This is a genomic window from Pedobacter sp. Bi126, from assembly GCF_918698245.1.
In the GTDB taxonomy this organism is placed as follows: domain Bacteria; phylum Bacteroidota; class Bacteroidia; order Sphingobacteriales; family Sphingobacteriaceae; genus Pedobacter.
The window spans coordinates 366,221-390,791 of the sequence record NZ_CAKKMS010000002.1 but is presented as its reverse complement, the minus strand read 5'-3'; the positions used below and the strand labels follow the sequence as shown (position 1 = coordinate 390,791).

Here is a 24,571-nt window from a genome sequence, read left to right as displayed (position 1 = left end):
TTCAAAAATACGCTTATCGAATAAATTAAATGAGAAAAACTATGTCTTTTTTAGTGCAGAATAATATTTGGTTTATATATTTGCGCTCAAAGTAATTAACCATGAGCACCTTATCCAAAAGAATCAACAGTCTATCTGAATCTGCAACCCTTAAAATGACCAAACTTGGCCGCGAATTAGCGTCTAAGGGTATTAACATCATTAGTTTAAGCGTTGGTGAACCCGATTTCAATACACCCGATCACGTAAAAAACGCAGCTAAAAAGGCATTAGACGAAAATTACACACGTTATTCGCCGGTACCGGGCTATCCGGACCTGCGCCAGGCCATCGTAAACAAGCTAAAAACAGAAAACAACCTGGATTATGATATTTCTCAGATCGTGGTTTCAACAGGTGCAAAACAATCTTTATCGAATGTTATTTTAACTTTGATTGATCCGGATGATGAGGTAATCATCCCAACGCCTTACTGGGTTTCTTATTCAGAAATGGTAACCCTTGCAGAAGGAAAATCTGTTTTTATTGATACCGACATAGAAAGTGATTTCAAAATCACTCCTGCACAGTTAGAAGCAGCCATTACGCCGAAATCGAAATTATTTATGTTTTCTTCGCCATGTAACCCAACAGGTTCGGTTTACAGCAAAGAAGAATTAGCAGCGCTGGTTGCTGTTTTCGAAAAACACCCTAATATCTACATCTTATCTGATGAGATTTATGAGCATATTAACTTTGTTGATAAACATGAGTCTATTGCTCAATTCGATAGTATTAAAGACCGTGTAATCATTGTTAACGGTTTCTCTAAGGCTTTCGCCATGACAGGCTGGAGATTAGGTTATATTGCCGCTAATAAAGAAATTGCAGCAGCTAACGATAAATTACAGGGACAAACTACTTCAGGAACCTGTTCTATTGCACAAAGAGCAGGAATTGTTGCTTACGAGCAAGGTTTAGCCAGTGTTTTAGAAATGAAAGAAGCATTTTTACGCCGTAGAGAATTGGTTTACAATTTATTAAACGAAATCCCTGGTGTAAAAACAAATCTTCCTGATGGTGCCTTCTACTTTTTCCCAGAAATCAGTTCGTTCTTCGGTAAAAAAGATGCTGACGGAAATGTAATTAAAGATTCTTCAGACCTGGCTTTATATTTATTAAACGTTGGTCACGTAGCAACAGTTGGTGGCGATTCGTTTGGTAACAACAACTACATCCGTTTATCGTACGCAGCATCTGACGAGAGTTTGGTTGAAGCATTAAGAAGAATTAAAGAAGCTTTAGGTAAATTAGCTTAGTTAGTTTGAAGTCAACCGCTTGCAGTTAGCAACATCATCATAAAAACCCATGTTAATTAAGTTTAACATGGTTTTTTTTTATTTATATCACCGTTATCTCAAGAAAAAGGTTCGTCTTCTCGACTGAAGCCCAGTCCCGAATTTCGGGAGAGAGATCTATTGCAACAGATTTCTCGACTCCGTTTCACTCCGCTCGAAATGACGATATAGTGAGTTATGTAGCCTTCTATTTTTTCAGAAAATGAAAGCAAGCATTTCATCGGAGAATCCAGTCCTTCTTTCCGTTACAAATCCTCGCTACGCTGTGGGTTTTCCACTGCAATAAGGTTTATCAACTAAGGGCATTGCAACTGAAAACCAGAAACCGTTAACTGCAAATTAACTTCTAATGGCCTCTACCGGATCCAATCTTGATGCTGAATATGCTGGCCAAAAACCAGAGATAGTGCCGATGATTATTGATATGCCGATACCTAAGGCAATATTGTTCAAGCCCAGTATAATATGAAAATCTGTGGCCGCACCAATGCCCAAGGCGAGCAGAAAGACCAGTAATAAACCCAGCAAACCACCTAAAATACAAAGCGAAATTGATTCGAATATGAATTGAAGCAGGATAAAATAGTTTTTTGCCCCCAACGATTTTTGGATGCCGATAATATTGGTCCGTTCCTTAACCGATACGAACATGATATTGGCAATACTGAAACCACCAACCAGGATCGAAAACCCACCAATTACCCAACCAGCAATATTTACCATTTTAAACATCGAATCTAACTGGTTAGAAATAATGGTGGTTTTATTTAGTGCAAAATCTTCTTCCTGGCCAGGTCTGATTCTGTGGATGGAGCGCATTAAACCTTTCAATTCGCTTTCTACCTCTTCTAAATTCACATTATCCTTACCACGAACTGTGATCTGTGGACCATAACGCTCACTTTGGATGTCTAAAACACCTTTTGCAAAAGCAATCGGAATATTTACGTTTTTATCAAGAGAGGTACCCAACATATCTTCTCCTTCTTTTTTGAAAACACCAACAACAGTTAATCTTCTTCCTAAAATCTGGACCTGTTTACCCACTGGCGCACCGCCATCAAAAAGTCCGTCGGCTATATCAGAACCTAAAATACAAACAGGTGAGCCGTTTTTACTCTCATTTTCGGTAAAATACCGGCCGTCCTGAAGCTCGAAATTCCAGGTTTTATTAAAATCATGCGATGCTGCCCATACCGAAATCCCTTCTACTGAGTTACTTCTGTATTTGATCGTCCTATCGTTAGTCGATATTTCGAATGTAACGCCTTGTGCATTTTCAATTCTTTCGCGGAGGGCTTCAAAATCGCGCAATGAAGGCTGAGGGCGGTTCATATATTTCCACCAAGGGTAATTATCGCCAAAACTCCAAGGCCATTTTTGAATATAAATAGTATTGGAACCCAGTTTATCTACACTGGACTGCAATTTACCGCGAAAGGTATCTACTGCAGAAAATACAGCAATAATGGTAAAAATACCGATTGTTATAGCCAAAAGCGATAACATGGTGCGTAATTTATTCTGGCGCAATGCATCAAATGCAAAACGGAAACTCTCGCCTATTAGCCTAAAGATTATCATAATTAAAGGTTAGATGCAAAGCTTTTCAAAAGGTTACAGCTTATCTTCAAAACTAATTAATTTTATGTCTACAATGCATTAATCGCCCTGTATTATTTGATTTAAATTGATTAAAACATAATATACATAAATTGCGTTTGATAAAATACGGAAAAGAAAAATTAAATTCGTATTTTTGCACCTCAAAAAATTCATCAAGAATGAAATTATCACAATTCAAATTCAACTTACCAGAATCATTAGTAGCCAACAATCCGGCAGAACAACGCGACGAAGCTCGCCTAATGGTTTTACACAAAGACAGCGGTAAAATTGAACATAAAATTTTTAAAGACGTTTTAGGTTATTTCGATGACAAAGACGTAATGATATTAAATAACACTAAGGTTTTCCCTGCCCGTTTATATGGCAATAAAGAGAAAACCGGTGCAACCATCGAGGTTTTCTTACTACGTGAATTAAACAAGGAATTACGTTTATGGGATGTTTTGGTAGATCCGGCACGTAAAATCCGCGTAGGTAATAAATTATATTTTGGCGACGACGATTTATTGGTTGCTGAGGTTGTGGATAACACCACATCACGTGGCCGTACCATCCGTTTCCTGTTTGAAGGTACTGACGAAGAATTTAGAAAAAACGTTGAAATTTTAGGTGAAACTCCACTTCCTAAATATATTAAACGTAAAGCCACTGCTGAAGATAAAGAACGTTATCAAACCATTTTTGCTAAGCACGAAGGTGCCGTAGCTGCTCCAACTGCAGGTTTACACTTTAGTCGTGAGTTGATGAAACGTCTTGAGCTTAAAGGTATAGAATTTGCAGAAGTAACGTTACACGTTGGTTTAGGAACTTTCAGAACTGTTGAGGTTGAAGACTTAACCAAACACAAAATGGACTCTGAGCAATTTATTATCGAGCAAAAAGATGCAAACATTGTAAACAAAGCTTTAGAGGAAAAAAGAAAAATCTGCGCGGTAGGTACTACTTCAATGCGTGCTATCGAATCGGCTGTTTCTGCTAACAGAACATTAAAATCGGCCAACGATTGGACCAGTAAGTTTATCTTCCCTCCCTACGATTTCAGTATTGCAAACTCAATGATTACCAATTTCCACACGCCAGAATCTACTTTATTGATGATGGTAAGTGCATTTGGCGGATATGAGAACGTAATGAATGCTTACGAAGTTGCGGTAAAAGAAAAGTATAAATTTTACAGCTATGGCGATGCCATGCTAATTATATAAGTTTTGCGGTTGGCGTTTGGCGGTTTAGCGCTAAACGCCACGCCCTAAACGCTCAACTATGAAATACTACGCTATAATTGTAGCAGGCGGTTCTGGCAATCGGATGCAAACGGAAACCCCAAAACAATTTCTACTGCTCAAAAACCTTCCGGTTTTGATGCATACCATAAAAGCTTTTGCACAAAGTGATACCCAACCAAAAATTTTACTGGTTCTAAACAAAGATCAACAAGCTTATTGGACCCGGTTATGTGAGGAATTTAATTTCCATGTACCACACCAGGTTATCGATGGCGGCACGGAGCGTTTTCACTCTGTGAAAAATGCAATCCATGCTATCGAAGAAGAAAGTTATGTTGCCATTCACGATGCCGTTCGTCCGCTCGTTTCCAAATCTCTTATCGACAACTGTTTTAATGAAGCTGAGCTACAGGGAAACGTTATTGCAGCCGTACAATCAAGCGATAGCGTACGCTCGCTTAGAGACGGTAAAACAACGGCATTAAAACGCGATGAGATCTATTTAGTACAAACGCCGCAAACTTTTAGCCTTAACATTCTTAAAGAAGCTTACAACCAAGAATTCAATACTCATTTTACAGATGACGCAAGCGTGGTAGAATCTATCGGTTATGAGATTAATATCATTGAAGGAGAAAGAGGGAATATTAAAATCACTTATCCAATCGATCTTGAGCTTGCCGAATTGTTGTTAAAAAATTAAAACATAAAAAGGAGTTTCATTTTTGAAACTCCTTTTTTAATCCATCCATTTCAAAGTGTTCCCTACTTCTAAACCAATGGATATCGGTGCGATATATTTTTTTACGCTGCCCGGCCAATTACTTTAAGCAGAATTGCAATAACTGCGATTACCAATAAAACGTGGATTATACCGCCAACGTCTCCGAAGCCGTGAAATACAAATCCTATTACCCATAGTATTACCAATACTACTGCGACTAAATACAATAAATTTCCCATAGTGTTAATTTTTTAGCAATGTTATAATTATTGATGTATTAACATTCGGCTTTTCACTTTTGTTTAAAAAATGTAATTATTTTATTGGTATGACGAATAATCTCGGAAATGAAATCAAAAAAAAACCTCCCAGTTTAGCTGGAAGGTTTTTATAGTTTCTAATGTTTAGTATTCGTCCTCATTAAAGAAAAAATCTTCTTTAGTTGGGTAATCTGGCCAAATTTCCTCAATGGTTTCATAAGGTTCGCCGTCATCTTCTAATGCCTGTAAGTTTTCAATTACTTCTACTGGGGCACCAGAGCGGATACCATAATCAATTAATTCGTCTTTAGTTGCAGGCCATGGTGCGTCTTCCAAGTGCGATGCTAATTCTAATGTCCAATACATATCGTCAATTCAATTAAATTCTTGTTCTTATTATTGCGCAAAGTATATTAAATTTTTTGAGCAAAACAAACTTATTTTTCCACTATTAAACCCGCGGAATCCAAATGTTTTCTTCCGTCTTAAAATACACGGTCAGTTTTCGTGCCAAAACGAATAAATAATCGCTTAAACGATTCAAATAAACTGTTACACGCTCATCTACAAAGCTATTTTCTGCAAGTTCAACTGTGAGTCGTTCTGCCCTTCTACAAACACATCTAGCAATATGGCAGTAAGAAACGACAGTATTTCCGCCAGGTAAAACAAAATGTTTTAAAGCAGGCAGTTTTTCGTTCATCAGATCCATCTCATTTTCCAACAAGGTAATATCAGTATCGTGCAGATCGGGGATCTTCATCTTAGATGCTTCTGGGTCTGCCGCGAGCGATGAACCAACAGTAAATAACCTATCCTGAATTTCTTTTAATAGTTTCTGTTCGTGCGCCTCAATATCCTGGCACATAATTAAACCTATGTACGAATTTAACTCGTCAACAGTTCCATAGGTTTCGATACGTAAATGATATTTAGGTACTCGGGTACCACCAATAAGTGATGTTTGGCCCTTATCGCCAGTTTTAGTGTAGATTTTCATTTAGAAAGGTTGAAGGTAGAAGATAGAAGGTTTAGGGTAAAACCTTACGCCTTAAACCTTATACAGTACGCCTTAATTAATTTTCTCCCAATCGCTGCCCGTATCTTTCAAAGCCTGCAAACGTGGAGATACATTTTTTATATCTGTATTTAAATAATCGTTTTCAATCAAACCATCACGCATACGTACAATACGGTGAGCATGCTGCGCAATATCTTCCTCGTGCGTAACCAGAATAATGGTGTTTCCTTTACTGTGGATTTCTTCAAGCAGGCCCATTATTTCAATTGATGTTTTGGTATCTAAGTTACCCGTTGGCTCATCGGCCAAAATAATAGATGGATTATTGATCAAAGCCCTGGCTACGGCCACACGTTGACGTTGACCGCCCGATAGCTCATTTGGCTTGTGATCCATACGATTGCCCAAACCTACATTTTCTAACGCTTTAGCTGCTCTTGCATCTCTATCCTTTTTACTTGTTCCCGCGTAAATTAAAGGTAAGGCAACATTGTCTAAAGATGTTGAACGCGGCAATAAATTAAAGGTTTGAAACACGAAACCGATTTCTTGGTTGCGCACTTCTGCCAGGGCATCATCACTCATGTGACTCACATTGGTTCCATTTAAAACATAGGTTCCGCTTGACGGTGTATCCAAACAGCCTAAAATATTCATCAGGGTTGATTTACCGGAACCAGACGGGCCCATCAATGCTACGAATTCGCCTTTATTAATATCTAAAGAAACTGATTTTAAAGCGTGAATCACTTCAGATCCAATAACATATTTACGGCCAATTTCTTTTATAGTGATGAGTGGTTTCTCCATGTTTTTTCTTTTTTAGACAAGCGTAAAGGGTAAGATGTTACAAGAGGGATAAAAATTACTGCACAAATGTTAATCTTAAAGCTGCCGAATTAATCAGCATGACGATTACACCATTATTTTTCAATAATTTTTGGTACCATAAAAAATTGGTCGGTATGTTTTGCTGCATTTTTCAAACCATCAGCTGTAGCTATTTCCTGCTTAACCACATCTTCTCTCCAAACATTTACCGATTCGTTCATATAAACCAATGGTTTCACGTTTGAAGTATCCAGTTCATTTAACTTTTCCATGAACGACAAAATTTTGTTCATTTCAGGGATCAATGTATCCACCTGCTTTTCATCAATATGAATTCTGGCCAGATCGGCTATTTTATGGATGGTTTTTGCGTCTAAATTCATATTTATACTAACTTGCTATCAATCAATCTGTAAACCTTTTCTTTCAATACATCAGAATCAACATCGGCCAAAGTTGATGTATTAATGGGTTTGTGGACGTAAATATCGCAAATTCCTGGCTTACTTCCATACTTTGCTCCATCATCCCAATTAATTTTCCAAACATTGGTAATACTCACAGGTACCAGCGGTATATTTTTATCGATAGCCAGGCGGAACGGACCATTCTTAAACTCACCCAACTTTGGTGGGTAATGGTCGTCTATTTTACCTTCCGGAAAAATAATCAGACTCATCCCCTTTTCTAGGTTTTCGCCAGCTTTTTTAAATGCTTTAAAAGCCGAAATCTTACTGTCGCGGTTTACAGAAATATCGATGGTTTTAAAAAAAATACCCAATACGGGATTATTCAACAATTCGTCCTTTCCCATAAAATGGAATTTACCATGCCCCATGATACAAAAAATCATAATATCCAGGTTAGAGGTGTGGTTTGCGCAATAGATGTAAGTTTGTTTCGGATTTAGCTTTTCTTCATACTGATAACGAAAAAAAACACCTGAAAATAGACTGCACAAAAAACTGTTGGCTTTTCTGAAAAAATTGAGCGTACTATAATACTTCTCATTACGTGAGGTAATGTAATATATTGGGTAGAACAGAGCGAAAAAAAACAGTATCCAGAATAGAAACCATATCCGGTGTACTTGTCTTAGAAGATAAATCATAGATAACCAAAAATATAAAATAGTTTGATATTTCAAACAACTGATTGCATTGGGCTAAGATTATGGTTGCATTATACCAATCACTGGCGAAACCCGGTCAAAAGATCCCTCCAATACAGTTGAGATAACGATCGGAAAAGCACTTCTCCACGGTTGCAAAAACCGCTGTTTATAAACCTTATTCATTGAAAGCCTCACAGCGCAGCAAGGGATATAACGGAAAAAAGACTAGGCCTCCTGTGAAATGCTGAATTCATTTCCAATTATGGTTATATTGTTCTGTGGTCGTTGCGAGACTAAGCACGAGGAAAAGATCTCTCCGCTACGTTGCACTCCGGTCGAGATGACGAATGTTTTAAAATCTTACCATTAAAATTGAAGCGATTTATGATTTGCTTGTATTTTATTTTTAATTTCGTGCCATTATGAAAGAAACAGTGGTGAGCGGTATCCGCTCAACAGGAAAATTACATTTGGGTAATTATTATGGTGCAGTTAAAAACTTCGTTCAAATGCAGAACGACTACAATTGCTACTTTTTTATCGCCGATTTACACTCTTTAACTACACATCCTACTCCAGCCGATTTACATGGAAATATTAAACATGTTTTGGTTGAATATCTGGCTAGTGGAATTGATCCAGAAAATAGTACCATTTATATACAAAGTGATGTTCCGGAAATTGCGGAGCTTTATCTATACTTAAATATGAACGCTTATATGGGTGAATTGGAGCGTAGTACATCTTTTAAAGATAAAGTACGTGCCAACCCAGATAACGTAAATGCAGGTTTATTAACCTATCCCGTATTAATGGCCGCCGATATTTTAATCCACAAAGCGACTAAAGTACCTGTTGGAAAAGATCAGGAGCAACATTTGGAAATGGCCCGTACTTTCGGAAACCGCTTCAACAGGTTATACAATACAGAATATTTTCCTGAACCTTACGCTTTTAGCTACACTGACAAGCTGGTTAAAGTACCTGGTTTAGATGGTAAAGGTAAAATGGGTAAATCAGAAGGCGAAGCCAATGCAGTTTACCTATCTGATGACCCTGAAACTATCCGTAAAAAAGTAATGAGAGCAGTTAGTGACGGTGGCCCAACGGAAGAAAACCAACCAAAACCTGAGCCTATCCAGAATCTTTTTGATTTAATGAAAGTGGTTTCGAGTGCGGATACACTTGCACATTTTGAAGAGTTATATAGCAAAATGCAGATCCGTTATGGCGATTTCAAAAAACAGTTGGCAGAAGATATGATTATTACGACTGCACCTATGCGTGAGCGTATTTTGGATATTGCCAAAAATGATTCATATTTAAGGCAAGTGGCTAAACATGGTGCATTGAAGGCCCGCGAAAGCGCGCAAAAAACCATCAGAGAGGTTCGCAGTTTAATCGGGTTTAAAAGTTTTTAATTAATATTGCGGTAAGCGGATGGCGGTTGGCGCTAAAATCGCCTTACGCAAAACGCTCACCGCAAAACGCAAGAAAATATGCACATAGCAATTGTAGGAAATATAGGTGCCGGTAAAACTACCTTAACAGGTTTATTAGCCAAGAATTATGGATGGGAAGCTTTATACGAGGCTGTGGACAATAACCCTTATCTGGAAGATTTTTACAGCGACATGAAACGCTGGAGCTTTAATCTTCAGATTTATTTCCTAAATAGTCGTTTTCAGCAAATTACCGACATTGAAGTAAATAAACGCAACGTAATCCAAGATAGAACCATTTACGAGGACGCACATATTTTTGCAGAAAACCTGCATGATATGGCATTAATGACCACCCGAGATCATGATAATTACAGGGCTATTTTTGATAACATTACCTCTTTTATTAAACCACCAGATTTACTGGTTTACCTGCGTGCATCGGTACCTACATTGGTTAATAATATCCAGCGTCGTGGCCGTGAGTACGAAGCAGGCATCCGTATCGATTACCTGTCTAAGCTGAACGAAAAATATGAAGCCTGGATTAAGGGTTATAACCTGGGAAAATTATTGATTTTGGACAAGGATAAATTAGATTTCACTAATAATCCAGAAGATTTAGGGACGGTAATCCAATCTATTGAGGCCGAGATTAACGGTTTATTTTAATCTGAACGAATAAGGTGGGCAAAGATTTTCAGCACGAAAATCCATTAAACTGGAAATGGGGAATTATTTATTTCAATAAATCAGATTCCAGGGTTTTGGTTCCGAAGCGCAATAAAATTTTGGGCTGGACATTTAACTTTGCTCATCCAATTTCTTATGTAGTTATGGCGGTTATTATTGGTGCGGTTATCTTATTAAGAACTTTACATAAATAGTATGTCTAAAATTATCGGAATTATTCCTGCACGATATGCCTCTACCCGTTTTCCGGGAAAGCCTCTGGTAGATATTGCCGGAAAAACCATGATCCAAAGGGTTTACGAGCAAGCATCGAAAGCCGAAAGCCTATCGAAAGTAGTAATTGCCACAGATGATGTACGGATTGCCGATGAAGTAAAACGGTTTGGTGGAGAGTTTATCTTTACCTCAACTCATCACCAAAGCGGAACCGATAGATGCGCTGAGGTGATTGAAACTTTACCTGGATACGATATTGTGATCAACATCCAGGGCGATGAACCTTTTATCGAACCTGCACAGATTGAATTACTGGCAAGCTGCTTTACTGAAGAAAAAGTACAGTTAGCAACATTAATCAAGTCGATTCAGAGTCAGGAAAGTGTATACAATCCCAATAGTCCTAAAGTAGTGATCGATGTAAACGGTCGCGCCATGTATTTTAGCCGTAGCCCAATTCCTTTTATCAGAAATGGTGAACCAGGTGTATGGGCAGAAAAACATCAGTTTTACAAGCACATCGGAATTTACGGTTACCGCACAGAATCGTTAAAAGCCATTACCAAATTACCACCATCTTCTTTAGAAATTGCCGAAAGCTTAGAACAACTTCGCTGGATCGAAAATGGGTTTTATATCCAAACAAAAGTAACTGACTTAGAAACGGTTGCAATAGATACACCAGAAGACTTATTAAAACTGAATAAATTACTTAAGGCTTTGAAACTAGAGTAAATTCTTTAAACATTGGTTATAAGTTTAGGGTTTAGAGGTTAGCGTACTCCCTAAACTCTCCCTAACCTACCTAATCACCAGTTCCATCTGAATATTACATCGCGTGTAAGGCGTGGGCTTACCTGCCACTTTTTGGAAACCTAGTTTATGGTAAAGGTTTATGGCTGGTTTTAAAATGGTATTGCTCTCCAAATAAATTTTAGATGCGCCAAACGATTTTGCCTTATCAATAATCGCATTTGCCAATAGAAAGCCTACATTTTTTCCTTGTGCTTTTGGCGATACCGCCATTTTGGCCAGTTCAAAATCATATTCGCCATCGTTCATCTTAATTAGCGCACAAACACCCAAAGGCTCACCTTCATATAGAGCAACCAATATAAAACCTCCTTTATCTAAAATATAACCCTGCGGATTATCCAAAGCTTTATAATCAGATTCTTCCATGGTAAAATAATGTGAAATCCACTCTACATTTAGCGACCTGAATATTTCCTGATATTTGGGCTGGTAATCTACAATCTCAACCTTTAAACTATCTCTTTCTTTTTTCTTTTCCACTACCCTTCTCAATAAAGCCTTTTGCTCCAATAAAAACTCCCATTCACCTATTGCCTCCCAAAGTTTATTTTGCGTCTGTGCCGAAATATCTTCAATAGCGGCGTTTACGTCAATTAGCTGATCTTTTATTTCTTCTGAAATCTCCACTCCTTTTTTAGAAAGGCTTACCACATTTCTACGTCCGTCGGTTTTATCTTTACTTTCTTTAACATAACCTTTTTTCAGCATCTCACTGATAATTTTGCTTACCGATGGATGAGAATGGCCAATAGCTTTAGCCAGTTCGGTGATCGTTTTTTCCTTGTCTTGTGCCAAAGCATAAAACACAGGAAACCACTTAGGTTGCATATCAATATTATACAACTTATAAATCTGCGCTGCGTCTTCGGTTACTTTATCGGTTAGCATTCTTAACCTGCTACCTATAGCTACTTTACCAGTTTCTTCGAAAAAATTCATAGTAATAATTAATTACGTAATCAGTTACGCAAATATAAAAACTAAATTGTAGTCTGCAACAGTTTTAATTGCTTGGGGTTAATATTTTAGTATTTTCGCCCTTATATGAAAAAGAAAGCGCTCCTATCTATATTCATTTTATCTGCCTATGTCAGCTTTGCACAAGATGAACCCGGTTTAATGATAAAGACAAACATTTTGAATTTAGTAGCCAAAAGGCCTACCATAGCCGTAGAAAAGACTTTTTCAGGCCTTTATGGTTTGGAGCTCGCTTACACCTCTGGCGAAATTAAAAATCTGGGCTACCTCGATTATCTCCATTACGAAGGCTTCTTGCTTCGTGCAAAGAAATACATCCGCCCGATTAAAAAAAGAGAAGCCAATGCTTTTTATGGCGTTTATTTCGGAAACCTTGATAAAACTGTTGTCTCGCACCGCTCAGTTGATGAAACCGGCATTTTCAGCTGGGGCCGCAACAAAGATTTTAGTGCGGGTTCTTTACGTTACGGCGGAACATTTGGCGTATCCTTTATTCCGGGAAAACATTTTCTTTTAGAGGGTTTAACAGGCCTAGGCTACGGAGATTATTATCATGTTCAAAACAATCTAAATAATAGGCTCCGAGGTGGTTATTTCGACTTTCAATTATGGTTATCTATTGGCTATTCCTTTTAAATTAGGGGATATCATAAAATATGGACATGAACTAAAACATAAAATTTGTAGTTTTGAATATGAGAAATATACCGCTCTTCGTTGCTATCTGTCTGTTAGCGCTAGTTGCCTGTAATTCGAACAGCAAAAAGGAAACCAATGCCATTGAGTTTAAAAATGTTAACCAGCGCCTCGCCAAATCTTTTTCTGATTTAAAACGTTTGGACACTTTTAAGATCGAACTTACTGGTAGAAAACCCGAAGAAATGGTATTGAATTTCACAATCAAAAATGCCGACGGAAAAGAAATTTACAATACCAGAATCAAAGGAACTGAGTTATTGGGCAGTACCGATCCAAATGTTGATCTTTCAAAAGAAAAAGACCAGATTATTTTCTTAAAAACCATCGCAGATGATTTTTTTAGCGATGACAATTTTCTCGAACCTGCAGTAATGCCCGAAGATAAAGCCGATAATTACACACCTGATAAAGCTCTTTATGAGGAATTAAAGAAATCGGGATTAAATGGCTTTAAGTATCGTTTAGGAAAAGAGAACAATATTTATATTGCCTGGAGCGAAAAAGAACAGAAGGTGAAGATTTATTATAACTGTTGTTAATAGATATAAATCAATGTCAGGAATTTAGAAATGAAAAGATCTGAATTAATTGCAAACCGATTAAGGGAAGTTTTTCTAAATGGGTATTGGATTGCCAATACCAATTATAAGGATCAATTATTGAACATTACCTGGCAACAGGCTATATATCAGGTAGCGGATTTAAATACTATTGCAGCTTTAACCTATCATATCAATTATTACCTGGTTGGCATTTTAAATGTATTTGAAGGCGGTCCTTTGGAAATTAAAGATCAATATAGTTTCGACCTACCGCTAATACAATCACAAAAAGATTGGAAAAAACTGGTGGAAGAATTTTTGGCAAATTCGGCAGTCTTCGCCGATGAAGTAGCGCAAATGCCGGAAGAAAAATTAGATCAGGTATTTGTAAATGAAAAATATGGCACTTATCTGCGTAATATAGAAGGTGTGATTGAGCACAGTTACTACCATTTTGGACAGATTGTACTGATCAAAAAACTGATTTTAGCGGCAACAAAATAAATGTTATCATTGATGGTGAAGCGTATCAATCTAAAATGCCTTCATTAAACGCATAACTTGCACTTCCTTCTTCTCAGCCTCTTCTTTAAGGCTATTATTCTCCGTAAATCAAGTGGTATATTTTTTTTAAAAAATATTTAGTTTTATTTATAATAACTAAATAAATAGTTGTATTTTGAGGCGCTTAACCAAACAATCCATTTATTAACGCTTCTTTATCAAATACATGCTCAAACCATTACTATTAGCGCTCATTTTTTCATTATTTTTTCTTCCTTCCATCGCTCAACATGCTAGTATAAAAGGCGTTGTGGTTGATACCGTTGAAAAAAAAAAATTACAGAACAGCTCTATCCTGCTAATATCAAGCAAAGATTCCATTTTAGTTAAAGATGCACGGACCAAGGTTAACGGTGAATTCGAGTTTTCGAATTTAAAAAAAGGAAATTATACCCTGGTTGTCACTTTTCCGAGGATGGCCGATTATATAAGAGACATCCAATTGTCTGATTCATCAAAATTTAACCTGGGTAATATCGCGATGGATAGCAAAGCCACGCTTTTAAACGAAGTGGTAATTAAAGCCCAAAAGCAGGCCATTAGTATGAAGGGCGATACCATAACCTACCAGGCGGATAGTTTTGCGGTAAAACCACATGCCAATCTACAGGATTTATTAAGACGATTACCTGGAATTGAGGTTGACAAAGATGGCGCCATAAAAGCTGGTGGAAAAGATGTAAATACACTTTTAGTTGATGGCGAAGAATTTTTTGGCGACGACCCACTTCTGGCCCAGAAATACCTGAAAGCCAACGCAGTTAGTGAAGTTCAGGTTTACGACAAAAAAACTAAAGAGGAAGAATTATCTGGCATAAAAGAAGGTGATGCCAAAGAGAAGGTCATGAACATCAAACTCAAGGAAAACGCCAAAAATGGATACCTCAGCACCTTGGATGCCAATAGCGATCTTAAGCATTATAAAAATATAGGTGGCATGGCAGGCATTTATAAAAACAAATTAAAGGCCGCGGTTTTTGGTTCTAATTCCAATACCAATCAAGATTCGAAAGCAAGTGCTGCCATGAGCAAGCTAAAAGGCAATGATTATGATGTGATTGAAGTTGGCGATGACGGCAGTACGGTCATGATCAGTTATGGTGGTAGCCGTGACGAAGATGATTTTTCACCATCAAACGGACTACCTGATGTAACGGGATATGGGGCTCATTTTTCTAACAAATGGAACGAAAACAAAGTTGGCCTAAAACTCAATTATAAAGGCAGTGACAGAAACATATTGGACAGAACAACTTCGAAAAACCAGTCGTTACTGCCCAACGGGACGAATTTCTTTAGCGAAAGCAGCTCAAACAGCGAAACCAGAAACACCGGACAGAGCTTAAAAGGCAGTGTCGATATTAAATTAGATTCGCTTTCTACCTTAAAAATATCCTTTGCAGGTAGCAAACGCAAAAACAACAGCCAGTATATCAGCAAGAACGAAACTAAAAATGACGCGGGGGTATTTGTAAATAATAGTGATCAGTCTAATGATAGCAATGGCGACAACGACCTGTTTAACGGAAATATAAACTACTCCAAAAAGTTTGTAAAAAAAGGGAGAACACTCTCGATTGATTTACAACCTGAAACCAAAAGCAGCACCAGTTTCGGCACCAGTTTAAGTGTGACTAAATACTACGATGGGAATGGAACAATCAATAGAACTGTTAACCAGAACTTTCTGAACGATAATTCGGGAAGTGAAAGCTCTCTTGGTACCAGAATATCATATACCGAACCTTTAGGCAAGCAATTTTCATTACAAACAGCCTACAGCTTTAAAACGGTAACATCAAATAGCCATAAACTGGTATTCGATAAGTCATTAAATAATAAACGAATCGATTCACTGAGCAACAATTTCGATTTCAATAATTTTTCGAACATCGGTAAAATTGTGTTGCAATACAGGTCAAAGAAGTTCACGCTATCTGGTGGTGCAGAGGCTACCGAAACTACATTCGAGCTGAATGATCTGGACCGAGACAATAAATTTAACCGAAACTATTTAAACTGGGCCCCACAGAGCAACTTTAACTATAAACTTGGCAAAAATACCAGCGTATCGCTAAACTACAATGGCAGTACCCGACAGCCGAGTTTAGATCAGTTGCAACCTATCAGACAAATTAACAATCCACTTTACGAAATAAGAGGTAATCCAAATTTAAAACCATCTTTCAACAATAATTTTGGCTTTAATTTTAATACCTATCAACAAAAATCGCAAATGTACGCGTATGTGTATGGTGGCTATAGCTTTACCAAGAATGCCGTTGTAAGCTCCAGAACAGTAGATGATGTAAATAAAACGGTCAGCAGTTATATCAATTTAAATGGTAATAATAATTTTTACGCGGGTGCGAGCTTTAATAAAAGTTTTAGCAAAATCGGCTTTAATACGGGATTAAATGCCAGTTTCAATCACTCGAACGCAGTATCGATCTTAAACAATAAACTGAATGAAAATGTGAACAATAGCATTAATATACGGCCTCGTTTTAGCTATTATGGTGATAAAGTTCAAATTCAGTATAATCCATCGGTCACTTTTTCAAACAGCAGATCGTCAATCGGTTCGATAAATAATGGTAAAAACTTTAGCCACAATCATGATATTTCTGGAAATATAGAACTTCCATACAATACAGAATTTAACACATCGATATCATTATCGTATCAACCAGCAAATTCTTCATTTAGCACACCAATAAATATTGCCTTGTGGAATGCCTATTTATCAAAAAAGATGCTCAAATCACAAGAATTAGAGCTTAAAGTATCCATTTCTGATATTCTGGCCGAAAAAATCGGCTATAACCGTTACGTTGGAGGCAATAACATCAGCGAATACACCAATAGCTTTATTCCGAGGTACGTGTTAATTGGCATCACCTATAATTTAACCGGAAACTTTGTTAAACAAGATAAAAAATAATTGAAGATGAAAAATTTAGGACTAACCGTAATCTTGTTTTTTGCCATTATAATAGTGCGTGCACAAACTGTTTTCATCAAAAGCGCTAAAGTAACTTTCGAGAAAAAGATCAATCAAAAGCAGCAATTGGCATCAAACACCTGGATATCAGACGATGCCAGGGATAAAATGAGCAAATACAGGACTTCCAATTGGGATTATAGCTTTAACGACAGTAGCTCCATTTATAAGATTAAACCGAAAGAGACCTTGAACGACAATAATTTCTTCTTTATTGCTGGTGAGAATACGAATGAATTATATACGGACTTTAGCAAAAAAGCAAGAGTAATCAGAAAACCAATAGGCGGCGAAGATTTTATTTTAAAAGACACTATCCCCCATCTCAACTGGAAAATCATGCACGATGTACGCCAAATTGCAGGCTACGAATGCCGTAAAGCAATAGCAGTAATAAACGATTCGGTTACTGTGGTGGCTTTCTATAGTGAAGAAATTTTGTTAAAAGGTGGCCCTGAAGGATTTACAGGCTTACCTGGAATGATATTAGGCCTGGCCATACCCCGGTATAATACTACCTGGTTTGCCACCAAGGTTGAAGCTAAAAACGTTCCTATCTTTAACATTGTTCCTCCTGCAAAAGGCAAAAGAACCGATACCGAAAAAGATTTCAAAAAAATGATCGACCTCTATACCCGTTATGAGGATAAAAAGAACCCCAGAAAGATAGAAGACATTAAAAAAGAACTCTACACGCTGATACTTTAGGTGATCACCTTACCTAAAACAGTCACTATCAGAGATATAATATGGAGAAAAAATATTCTGGCAAGTATCTAATCGAGCGATAATTTTTTGTACCTTTGTATCCCGTACAAAAACAATTAAACAGGTCCAAAACACCTGGTTAATTCCACAAATTATCAATCATGACAAAGTATATTTTTGTTACGGGCGGTGTTACTTCCTCTTTAGGTAAGGGCATCATTTCCGCATCTTTAGCTAAACTTTTACAGGCACGTGGCTACCGTGTAACCATTCAAAAATTCGATCCGTACATTAATATCGATCCAGGAACTTTAAATCCATACGAACATGGCGAATGCTTTGTTACCGAAGATGGTGCTGAAACCGATCTGGATCTTGGTCATTATGAGCGTTTCCTTAACGTTCCAACATCACAGGCAAACAACATTACTACCGGCCGTATTTACCAGAATGTAATTAATAAAGAGCGTAAAGGTGAGTATCTGGGCAAAACAGTTCAGGTTGTACCCCACATTACTGATGAGATTAAACGCAACATGCGTATTTTAGGTGATAGTGGTGAATATGATATTATAATTACAGAACTTGGTGGAACTGTGGGTGATATCGAATCGTTGCCATTTATTGAGGCTGTTCGTCAGTTTAAATGGGAAGAAGGCAGTACCAATGCTATTGTGATCCATTTAACCCTGGTACCTTATTTAGCTGCTGCCGGTGAGTTAAAAACCAAGCCGACTCAACACTCGGTTAAAGCTTTGTTGGAATATGGAATACAGCCAGATATATTAGTTTGCAGAACCGAGCACCACATTAGCCCTGAGATCAGAAAAAAAATTGCTTTATTTTGTAACGTTAACATCAATGCGGTAGTCGAATCGATGGATGCATCTACTATTTATGATGTGCCATTGTTGATGTTAAAAGAACAATTGGATAAAACTGTTTTATCGAAATTAAAATTACCGACCAAAAGCGACCCTGATATGGAAAGCTGGAAAGATTTCCTGGGCCGTTTAAAAAATCCTACGGCAGAGGTTAAAATTGGCTTAATCGGTAAGTATGTAGAATTACCTGATGCTTATAAATCAATTATAGAATCTTTTGTACACGCAGGTTCGAAAAATGAGTGTAAGGTTAAGGTAGAATATATACACTCTGAAGGTATCTTCCCTGATAATGTAAAAGATAAATTAGGTCACTTACAAGGTGTTTTAGTTGCACCAGGTTTTGGTAGCCGGGGTATTGAAGGTAAAATTGATGCCATAAAATATGTTCGCGAGAATAACATTCCTTTCTTCGGAATCTGCCTGGGTATGCAATGTGCGGTTATCGAATTCGGACGTAATGTTTTAGGTTTGAAAGATGCACATACTACAGAAATTGAGGAAAATGCTGCCAATCCGGTAATTAACATGATGGAAGAGCAGAAAAAAATAACAAATAAAGGTGGAACAATGCGTTTAGGCTCTTATCCTTGTGATATTAAAAAGGGAACAAAAGCTTTTTCTATTTACGGCAAATCGCACATCAATGAGCGCCACCGTCACCGTTACGAATTTAACAATGCTTATTTAAAGCAATATGAAGATGCAGGAATGATTGCATCAGGTATGAATCCGCAAACCAATTTAGTTGAAATTGTGGAGCTTAAAAATCATCCGTTTTTCGTTGGTGGGCAGTTTCACCCAGAATTAAAATCAACAGTTGCTAATCCTCACCCACTTTTTGTTAAATTTGTCGCCGCTGCGATGGAGTTTGCGAAAAAGAAAACGAATTAAAAGCAGTACATACATAAATAATGGATAGAAATACCTTTACAGGACTGTTCCTGATTATGATCATTTTGGCAGGATCATTCTACTTTTTGAAGCCGAACGAGGTGGAAATTAAAAAAGCCAAAGAAAGAGACAGTATAGAATTGGCAAAAAAAGCTGGCGTTACACCAGTACAAAAAGATACCACTAAAACTGCTGCGATTGCTAACCCATCTGTAGATTCTTTAGCCCTAAAAGGCCCTTTTGGTACCGCAATTACTGGTACCGAAGCCAATACTGTTCTAGAAAACGAGAAATTACTAATCACTTTAAGCAATAAAGGCGGTAAAATTACCTCTGTTGAAGTTAAGAATCAGAAAACCTTTACCGGAAAACCACTGATTTTATTTGATGGTAACCAGAACAAATTTGGTTTAAACCTGAATGCTGCTGGCAAGGTAATTAATACCAATAATTTATACTTTACCCCGACAAAAACCGGAAATACAGTTACCATGCGTGCCAATTATGGTGCAAACGCATATGTAGAATATGTATACGATTTAAAAGCGTCAAGTAACAAAGTAGCTTTCAACATCAATTTAGTTGGCTTACAGCAAGTAATTGCAGGCAATAATATTGGCTTAAACTGGCAGACTACTTTATTACAGCAAGAAAAATCGATCGAAAGTGAGCACCGTTATTCTGCCCCTTATTACAAGTATTTAGATGGCGATGTAGATCACCTAAGTGTTTCTAAAGATGAGAAAGAAGAGTTATCGAAAGGTAAAATCCAATGGTTCTCATTCAAGCAACACTTTTTCTCAGCTTCTTTAATCTCGAAACAAGCGTTCGAAAAAGGAAGTTTAGAAGTTAAAATTCCAACAGCTCCTGGCCAGGTTAAGTTTTATGATGCCAATATGCAATTGCCATATGCACATACGGCCAGTCAGGTTTATGAAATGGAATTCTATTTCGGAACCAATAAATTCGCTGCCTTAAAAGCTCAGGGGTACGATTTAGAGCAACAGGTTGATATGGGTTACTGGCCTTTAAAATACATTAACCGTTTTATTGTATTGCCTGTATTTAACTTCTTGAACAGCTTTGGCTGGAACTACGGATTAATTATTTTGGTATTAACCATTTTACTAAAAGTTGCTTTATCACCACTTACTTACAAGTCGTACCTATCAATGGCTAAAATGAGGGTATTGAAACCAGAGATGGATGAGATAAAAGCTAAAGTAGGTGAAGACAATCCAACATTGGTTCAGCAGGAATATTTAAAATTATATAAGAAAGCAGGGGTAAACCCGCTGGGTGGATGCTTACCAATGGTATTACAGTTGCCTTTGGTAATGGCCTTCTTCTTCTTCTTCCCTAACTTATTTGAGTTACGTGGTGAGAGTTTCCTTTGGATGAAAGATTTATCTACTTATGACGAGTTTATCAAATTTGGCGTAAAAATCCCTTTCATTGGCGATCACTTAAGTTTAATGTGTGTATTGATGACGATCTCTACATTAATTATGACTTACTTTAACAACCAGGTTTCTGGTGCTACAGGCCAAATGAAGTACATCGGTTACATTATGCCGGTTATTTTCTTAGGTGTATTGAACAGCTATCCTGCCGGATTAAACTATTATTATTTCTTGGCCAACTTAATGACTTTCGGGCAGCAGTTCTTAATCCGTAAAATGGTTGATGATGATAAAATCCACGCTTTAATTCAGCAAAATAAAGCCAGACCAGCTGACGAGAAAAAGAAAAAATCTAAATTCCAACAACGTTTAGATGATTATATGCGTCAGCAACAACAAGCTAAAAAGTAATCTTACTTTAAAATTTTACGACATCCCCGGTTACTTCAAAGTGATCGGGGATTTTTGTTTTAGGCTCAGCGATAAGCGTATGGCGTTTAGCCAACACAGCCAAAACTTCCTGTGCTCTGTAACCTCTGACTTTCCAACTAAATGCTTTTAATTGTAATATTTGGCATACAAGTTTCCTAATAAGCTAAAAAATTCCAATTTTAGAAGATTAAATCTCAACCAACAAATTAATTAACTTTTAAAATGCAAAAGAGACTAACTATTATTCTGTTTTTCGTTGTCAGCTTTGCCTACGCACAAAAAAAACCTTTAGATCATTCGGTATATGATACCTGGGAATCAGTAGGAACAAAGCAATTGTCAAATAATGGTCAATGGGCCATGTACAGCATCTTACAGCAAGAAGGTGATGCACAATTGTACCTTACCAATATTAAAACGAATGCGAAGATTAATATACCAAGGGGGATGAACGCACAGTTTAGTAATGATTCTAAGTTTGCTGCTTTTAATATCCGTCCCTTAAATAAGGATTTACGTCAGGCTAAAATTAAAAAGAAAAAGCCAGATGAATTACCAAAAAACTCGTTGGGCATTGTTAACCTCAGCACCAGTGCCGTTACAAAAGTGGCAAGGGTAAAATCTTTCAAATTCCCTGAAGAAGGCGCAGGCGTAATGGCCTATCTAACTGAAAAGCCAGATACAGCAAAGAAAACGGTAAAACCAGCTGAGAAAAAAGATGGTGAAATGGATTTTGCAGATGATGAACCTGCCGGAAAAGGTAAGACCGACGAAGGAACCGATTTAGTGGTAAAAAACCTTTTAACGGGCACAGATAAAACTTATAAATTCGTTACCGATTATTATTTCAGTAAAGATGGCAAACAGTTGGTTTTTGCCTGCAGCGGGTCTAAAAAGGACAAAACGGCCCCACAAGGTGTATTCTTGTTAAATACAGAAAAAGGCACATTAAAAAGCCTGATTAAAGGTAAAGGAAGTTTCAAAAACTTCACTTTTGATGAGGAAAGCGAACATGTGGCTTTTGTGGGCGAGCAAAGTCCGGAGAAACAGGAAATAAAAAATTACAACATTTATTACAACTCTTTAACACTAGATACTGCGCAGATACTGGTTGATTTTGATATGCCAGGACTACCTGCAAAATGGTCGGTTAATGGCGATGGTAAAATAACCTTTAGTAAAGATGGCAAGAAATTATTTTTCGGCATCTCTCCTATCAAAAAACCAAAAGACACTACTATTGTAGATTTCGAGGTGGCTAAAGTTGATGTTTGGAATTACAAAGACGATTACTTGCAGCCTATGCAGCTTAAAAACGCAGATAGAGACAGTAAAAAAAGTTATTTATCGGTGATTGACGTTTATAGCAGTGATCCAAAAGTTATTCCATTAGCGGATTTAAAATTGCCTGACGCCAATCTGATTGCTGAAGGTGATGCGAATCTGGTTTTAGCATCTACAGACTATGGCCGCAGGATCGAATCGCAATGGAGCGGTTCTACCTCAAAAGATTATTATCTGGTTGATACTAAAAATGGCCAGAAAAAGAAAATCATTGATAATTTAAGCGGTTATGCAATGGCTTCTCCTGGCGGAAACTATGTTTTATATTTTGATAGAAAAGCAGGTAGCTGGAATACTTATAGTGTAACCACCGGAAAAGTAAGCGTATTAACAGCTGGACTGAGCGAAAAATTTGTTGATGAGGAAAACGATGTACCGGATTTACCTTCCCCTTACGGTTTAGCAACATGGACCGAAGGTGATAAAGCTGTTTTAATTTACGATAAATACGATATCTGGTCGTTCTCACCAGATGGAAAATCGGCACCAAAAAATATTACTGCCGGTTTTGGAAGAGCAAACAATATTACCTTCCGTTACGAAAGAGTACAACAGGATAACAGGTTTGAGCGCAATGCAGATAGCAAATTTGTAAAAGTGAACGAAACCGTTTGGTTAGATGGTTTTAACAATTTAACTAAAGAAAACGGGTTTTACCGTACCAACGTAGGTTCGGCTAAGGCGCCAGAATTGGTAGTAATGGCTAAGTTTAAATATTCAAACCTGCTAAAAGCTAAAGATGCTGATGTTTACATTTACGATAAAGCCAATTATGTAGAATCGCCAAATGTTTATATCACTACCGATTTCAAAACTGAAACCAAATTAAGCAATACCAACCCTCAACAAAAAAACTACAATTGGGGCACGGCTGAGCTGGTTAAGTGGACCACGCCGAAAGGCTATAAAGCTGAAGGTATACTGTACAAACCGGAAAATTTCGATCCAAATAAAAAATATCCGATGATTGCGTATTTCTACGAAAAACTAACGGATGGTTTATACACTTATCAAGCGCCCGCACCTACTCCATCTCGATTAAATATTTCTTATTTCGTGAGTAACGGATACCTGGTTTTTGCGCCAGATATTAGCTATGAAACTGGTCACCCAGGTAAATCTGCAGTTGAATTCATCAACTCTGGAGTAGAAAGCCTGAAGAAAAATAGCTGGGTAGATGGCAGTAAAATCGGCATCCAGGGTCAAAGCTGGGGTGGTTATCAAGTAGCCTATCTCATTACACAGAATAACATGTATGCTGCCGCTTGGGCCGGTGCACCTGTAGTCAACATGACTTCTGCTTATGGTGGTATCCGTTGGGAAACTGGTATGAACCGTCAGTTTCAATACGAAAAAACACAGAGCCGTATTGGTGCAACACTTTGGGAAAAACCAGAATTATACATCGAGAACTCACCACTATTTATGTTCCCGAAAGTAAATACCCCTGTTGTGGTAATGGCTAATGATGCAGATGGAGCGGTGCCTTGGTATCAGGGTATCGAAATGTTTACCGGTCTGCGCCGTTTAGGTAAACCAGTTTGGATGTTAAACTATAATGGTGAAGCGCATAACCTGGTTCAACGCCAGAACCGTAAGGATATTCAAATCCGTGAGCAACAGTTTTTCGATTATTATTTAAAAGGTGCGAAAGCGCCAGCTTGGATGACAAGCGGAGTACCTGCAACTGAAAAAGGAAAGACCTGGGGTTTTGAACTAACAGATGATAAACCTTAGCTGAGTTTGGCGTTTAGCGTGCTTAATTCAGAAAACGACATTCAATGCTAACAGCTAAGAATCTAAATCCATG

General features: G+C 37.5%; 23 protein-coding genes. 15 read left to right on the top strand and 8 right to left on the bottom strand.

The features are described from left to right. Positions 1–101: 101 nt before the first annotated feature. Entirely contained in the window at positions 102–1,298 is a 1,197-nt protein-coding gene (locus LQ201_RS06825; RefSeq protein ID WP_209435043.1) for a pyridoxal phosphate-dependent aminotransferase, read from the top strand. Positions 1,299–1,676: 378 nt separating this feature from the next. Here the strand turns inward: LQ201_RS06825 and LQ201_RS06820 are convergent, their stop codons facing one another. Then, the gene (locus tag LQ201_RS06820; RefSeq protein WP_215127580.1) at positions 1,677–2,921 is read right to left on the bottom strand and encodes an ABC transporter permease; all 1,245 of its coding nucleotides are present in this window, start codon (positions 2,919–2,921) and stop codon (positions 1,677–1,679) included. A gap of 200 nt (positions 2,922–3,121) precedes the next feature. On the opposite strand from LQ201_RS06820, the gene queA reads away from it, so the two are divergent. Then, positions 3,122–4,171 carry a tRNA preQ1(34) S-adenosylmethionine ribosyltransferase-isomerase QueA gene (gene queA / locus LQ201_RS06815; RefSeq protein WP_029278727.1) on the top strand — a complete coding sequence of 350 codons (1,050 nt, stop codon included), beginning with the start codon at positions 3,122–3,124 and terminating at the stop codon, positions 4,169–4,171. 58 nt (positions 4,172–4,229) lie between these two features. Then, positions 4,230–4,895, top strand: a complete 666-nt coding sequence (locus LQ201_RS06810) for a 2-C-methyl-D-erythritol 4-phosphate cytidylyltransferase (protein WP_230140440.1) — start codon at positions 4,230–4,232, stop codon at positions 4,893–4,895. A 101-nt stretch (positions 4,896–4,996) separates the two neighbouring features. Here LQ201_RS06810 and LQ201_RS06805 read toward each other — a convergent pair whose 3' ends face one another. From LQ201_RS06805 to LQ201_RS06780, 6 genes are all read right to left on the bottom strand, one after another. Then, a complete protein-coding gene (locus tag LQ201_RS06805) occupies positions 4,997–5,155 on the bottom strand; it encodes a lmo0937 family membrane protein (RefSeq protein ID WP_109924584.1) in 159 nt (52 codons plus the stop codon). Positions 5,156–5,320: 165 nt separating this feature from the next. Beyond that, positions 5,321–5,542, bottom strand: a complete 222-nt coding sequence (locus LQ201_RS06800) for a DUF2795 domain-containing protein (RefSeq protein ID WP_010603503.1) — start codon at positions 5,540–5,542, stop codon at positions 5,321–5,323. Between the two features lie 85 nt (positions 5,543–5,627). Further along, positions 5,628–6,176, bottom strand: coding sequence for a cob(I)yrinic acid a,c-diamide adenosyltransferase (locus LQ201_RS06795; RefSeq protein WP_230140438.1), 549 nt, complete (start codon positions 6,174–6,176; stop codon positions 5,628–5,630). 72 nt (positions 6,177–6,248) lie between these two features. Further along, positions 6,249–7,007, bottom strand: coding sequence for an ABC transporter ATP-binding protein (locus tag LQ201_RS06790; RefSeq protein ID WP_057934548.1), 759 nt, complete (start codon positions 7,005–7,007; stop codon positions 6,249–6,251). A 113-nt stretch (positions 7,008–7,120) separates the two neighbouring features. Beyond that, positions 7,121–7,411: an Asp-tRNA(Asn)/Glu-tRNA(Gln) amidotransferase subunit GatC gene (gene gatC / locus LQ201_RS06785; protein WP_029278731.1), complete on the bottom strand. Its 291-nt coding sequence runs from the start codon at positions 7,409–7,411 to the stop codon at positions 7,121–7,123. A gap of 2 nt (positions 7,412–7,413) precedes the next feature. Then, a complete protein-coding gene (locus LQ201_RS06780; protein ID WP_230140435.1) occupies positions 7,414–8,139 on the bottom strand; it encodes a 1-acyl-sn-glycerol-3-phosphate acyltransferase in 726 nt (241 codons plus the stop codon). Between the two features lie 425 nt (positions 8,140–8,564). On the opposite strand from LQ201_RS06780, the gene trpS reads away from it, so the two are divergent. From trpS to kdsB, 4 genes are all read left to right on the top strand, one after another. Next, complete coding sequence (gene trpS / locus LQ201_RS06775) at positions 8,565–9,563, top strand: tryptophan--tRNA ligase (protein WP_230140433.1); 999 nt, start codon at positions 8,565–8,567, stop codon at positions 9,561–9,563. 78 nt (positions 9,564–9,641) lie between these two features. Next, positions 9,642–10,256: a deoxynucleoside kinase gene (locus LQ201_RS06770; RefSeq protein WP_025144984.1), complete on the top strand. Its 615-nt coding sequence runs from the start codon at positions 9,642–9,644 to the stop codon at positions 10,254–10,256. A 14-nt stretch (positions 10,257–10,270) separates the two neighbouring features. After that, on the top strand, positions 10,271–10,471 hold the full coding sequence (locus tag LQ201_RS06765) for a DUF5808 domain-containing protein (protein WP_230140431.1): 201 nt from the start codon (positions 10,271–10,273) through the stop codon (positions 10,469–10,471). A gap of 1 nt (position 10,472) precedes the next feature. Continuing rightward, positions 10,473–11,228 carry a 3-deoxy-manno-octulosonate cytidylyltransferase gene (gene kdsB / locus LQ201_RS06760; RefSeq protein WP_230140430.1) on the top strand — a complete coding sequence of 252 codons (756 nt, stop codon included), beginning with the start codon at positions 10,473–10,475 and terminating at the stop codon, positions 11,226–11,228. A 66-nt stretch (positions 11,229–11,294) separates the two neighbouring features. Here kdsB and LQ201_RS06755 read toward each other — a convergent pair whose 3' ends face one another. Then, entirely contained in the window at positions 11,295–12,248 is a 954-nt protein-coding gene (locus LQ201_RS06755; RefSeq protein ID WP_230140428.1) for a GNAT family N-acetyltransferase, read from the bottom strand. 180 nt (positions 12,249–12,428) lie between these two features. Between LQ201_RS06755 and LQ201_RS06750 the strand changes: the two genes are divergently transcribed. From LQ201_RS06750 to LQ201_RS06715, 8 genes are all read left to right on the top strand, one after another. Then, positions 12,429–12,923, top strand: a complete 495-nt coding sequence (locus LQ201_RS06750) for a hypothetical protein (RefSeq protein ID WP_230146614.1) — start codon at positions 12,429–12,431, stop codon at positions 12,921–12,923. Positions 12,924–12,982: 59 nt separating this feature from the next. Further along, positions 12,983–13,525, top strand: coding sequence for a hypothetical protein (locus tag LQ201_RS06745; protein ID WP_230140423.1), 543 nt, complete (start codon positions 12,983–12,985; stop codon positions 13,523–13,525). A gap of 30 nt (positions 13,526–13,555) precedes the next feature. Beyond that, positions 13,556–14,032, top strand: coding sequence for a DinB family protein (locus tag LQ201_RS06740; protein WP_230140421.1), 477 nt, complete (start codon positions 13,556–13,558; stop codon positions 14,030–14,032). 226 nt (positions 14,033–14,258) lie between these two features. Beyond that, on the top strand, positions 14,259–17,036 hold the full coding sequence (locus LQ201_RS06735; protein ID WP_230140419.1) for an outer membrane beta-barrel protein: 2,778 nt from the start codon (positions 14,259–14,261) through the stop codon (positions 17,034–17,036). A gap of 6 nt (positions 17,037–17,042) precedes the next feature. Beyond that, on the top strand, positions 17,043–17,804 hold the full coding sequence (locus LQ201_RS06730) for a GLPGLI family protein (protein ID WP_230140417.1): 762 nt from the start codon (positions 17,043–17,045) through the stop codon (positions 17,802–17,804). 161 nt (positions 17,805–17,965) lie between these two features. Then, complete coding sequence (locus LQ201_RS06725; protein ID WP_029274708.1) at positions 17,966–19,582, top strand: CTP synthase; 1,617 nt, start codon at positions 17,966–17,968, stop codon at positions 19,580–19,582. Positions 19,583–19,602: 20 nt separating this feature from the next. Further along, positions 19,603–21,396 (top strand): membrane protein insertase YidC, encoded by a 1,794-nt coding sequence (yidC, locus tag LQ201_RS06720; RefSeq protein WP_230140416.1) that lies wholly within the window; start codon positions 19,603–19,605, stop codon positions 21,394–21,396. 243 nt (positions 21,397–21,639) lie between these two features. Then, entirely contained in the window at positions 21,640–24,498 is a 2,859-nt protein-coding gene (locus LQ201_RS06715) for a prolyl oligopeptidase family serine peptidase (RefSeq protein ID WP_230140414.1), read from the top strand. Positions 24,499–24,571: the final 73 nt, after the last annotated feature.

What these genes read in the sequence shown, in the direction of transcription:
- LQ201_RS06825 (WP_209435043.1), top strand. Translation starts at nt 102, where the DNA reads ATGAGCACCTTATCCAAAAGAATCAACAGTCTATCTGAATCTGCAACC.
- LQ201_RS06820 (WP_215127580.1), bottom strand. Translation starts at nt 2,921, where the DNA reads ATGATAATCTTTAGGCTAATAGGCGAGAGTTTCCGTTTTGCATTTGAT.
- queA (WP_029278727.1), top strand. Translation starts at nt 3,122, where the DNA reads ATGAAATTATCACAATTCAAATTCAACTTACCAGAATCATTAGTAGCC.
- LQ201_RS06810 (WP_230140440.1), top strand. Translation starts at nt 4,230, where the DNA reads ATGAAATACTACGCTATAATTGTAGCAGGCGGTTCTGGCAATCGGATG.
- LQ201_RS06805 (WP_109924584.1), bottom strand. Translation starts at nt 5,155, where the DNA reads ATGGGAAATTTATTGTATTTAGTCGCAGTAGTATTGGTAATACTATGG.
- LQ201_RS06800 (WP_010603503.1), bottom strand. Translation starts at nt 5,542, where the DNA reads ATGTATTGGACATTAGAATTAGCATCGCACTTGGAAGACGCACCATGG.
- LQ201_RS06795 (WP_230140438.1), bottom strand. Translation starts at nt 6,176, where the DNA reads ATGAAAATCTACACTAAAACTGGCGATAAGGGCCAAACATCACTTATT.
- LQ201_RS06790 (WP_057934548.1), bottom strand. Translation starts at nt 7,007, where the DNA reads ATGGAGAAACCACTCATCACTATAAAAGAAATTGGCCGTAAATATGTT.
- gatC (WP_029278731.1), bottom strand. Translation starts at nt 7,411, where the DNA reads ATGAATTTAGACGCAAAAACCATCCATAAAATAGCCGATCTGGCCAGA.
- LQ201_RS06780 (WP_230140435.1), bottom strand. Translation starts at nt 8,139, where the DNA reads ATGATTTATCTTCTAAGACAAGTACACCGGATATGGTTTCTATTCTGG.
- trpS (WP_230140433.1), top strand. Translation starts at nt 8,565, where the DNA reads ATGAAAGAAACAGTGGTGAGCGGTATCCGCTCAACAGGAAAATTACAT.
- LQ201_RS06770 (WP_025144984.1), top strand. Translation starts at nt 9,642, where the DNA reads ATGCACATAGCAATTGTAGGAAATATAGGTGCCGGTAAAACTACCTTA.
- kdsB (WP_230140430.1), top strand. Translation starts at nt 10,473, where the DNA reads ATGTCTAAAATTATCGGAATTATTCCTGCACGATATGCCTCTACCCGT.
- LQ201_RS06755 (WP_230140428.1), bottom strand. Translation starts at nt 12,248, where the DNA reads ATGAATTTTTTCGAAGAAACTGGTAAAGTAGCTATAGGTAGCAGGTTA.
- LQ201_RS06750 (WP_230146614.1), top strand. Translation starts at nt 12,429, where the DNA reads ATGATAAAGACAAACATTTTGAATTTAGTAGCCAAAAGGCCTACCATA.
- LQ201_RS06745 (WP_230140423.1), top strand. Translation starts at nt 12,983, where the DNA reads ATGAGAAATATACCGCTCTTCGTTGCTATCTGTCTGTTAGCGCTAGTT.
- LQ201_RS06740 (WP_230140421.1), top strand. Translation starts at nt 13,556, where the DNA reads ATGAAAAGATCTGAATTAATTGCAAACCGATTAAGGGAAGTTTTTCTA.
- LQ201_RS06735 (WP_230140419.1), top strand. Translation starts at nt 14,259, where the DNA reads ATGCTCAAACCATTACTATTAGCGCTCATTTTTTCATTATTTTTTCTT.
- LQ201_RS06730 (WP_230140417.1), top strand. Translation starts at nt 17,043, where the DNA reads ATGAAAAATTTAGGACTAACCGTAATCTTGTTTTTTGCCATTATAATA.
- LQ201_RS06725 (WP_029274708.1), top strand. Translation starts at nt 17,966, where the DNA reads ATGACAAAGTATATTTTTGTTACGGGCGGTGTTACTTCCTCTTTAGGT.
- yidC (WP_230140416.1), top strand. Translation starts at nt 19,603, where the DNA reads ATGGATAGAAATACCTTTACAGGACTGTTCCTGATTATGATCATTTTG.
- LQ201_RS06715 (WP_230140414.1), top strand. Translation starts at nt 21,640, where the DNA reads ATGCAAAAGAGACTAACTATTATTCTGTTTTTCGTTGTCAGCTTTGCC.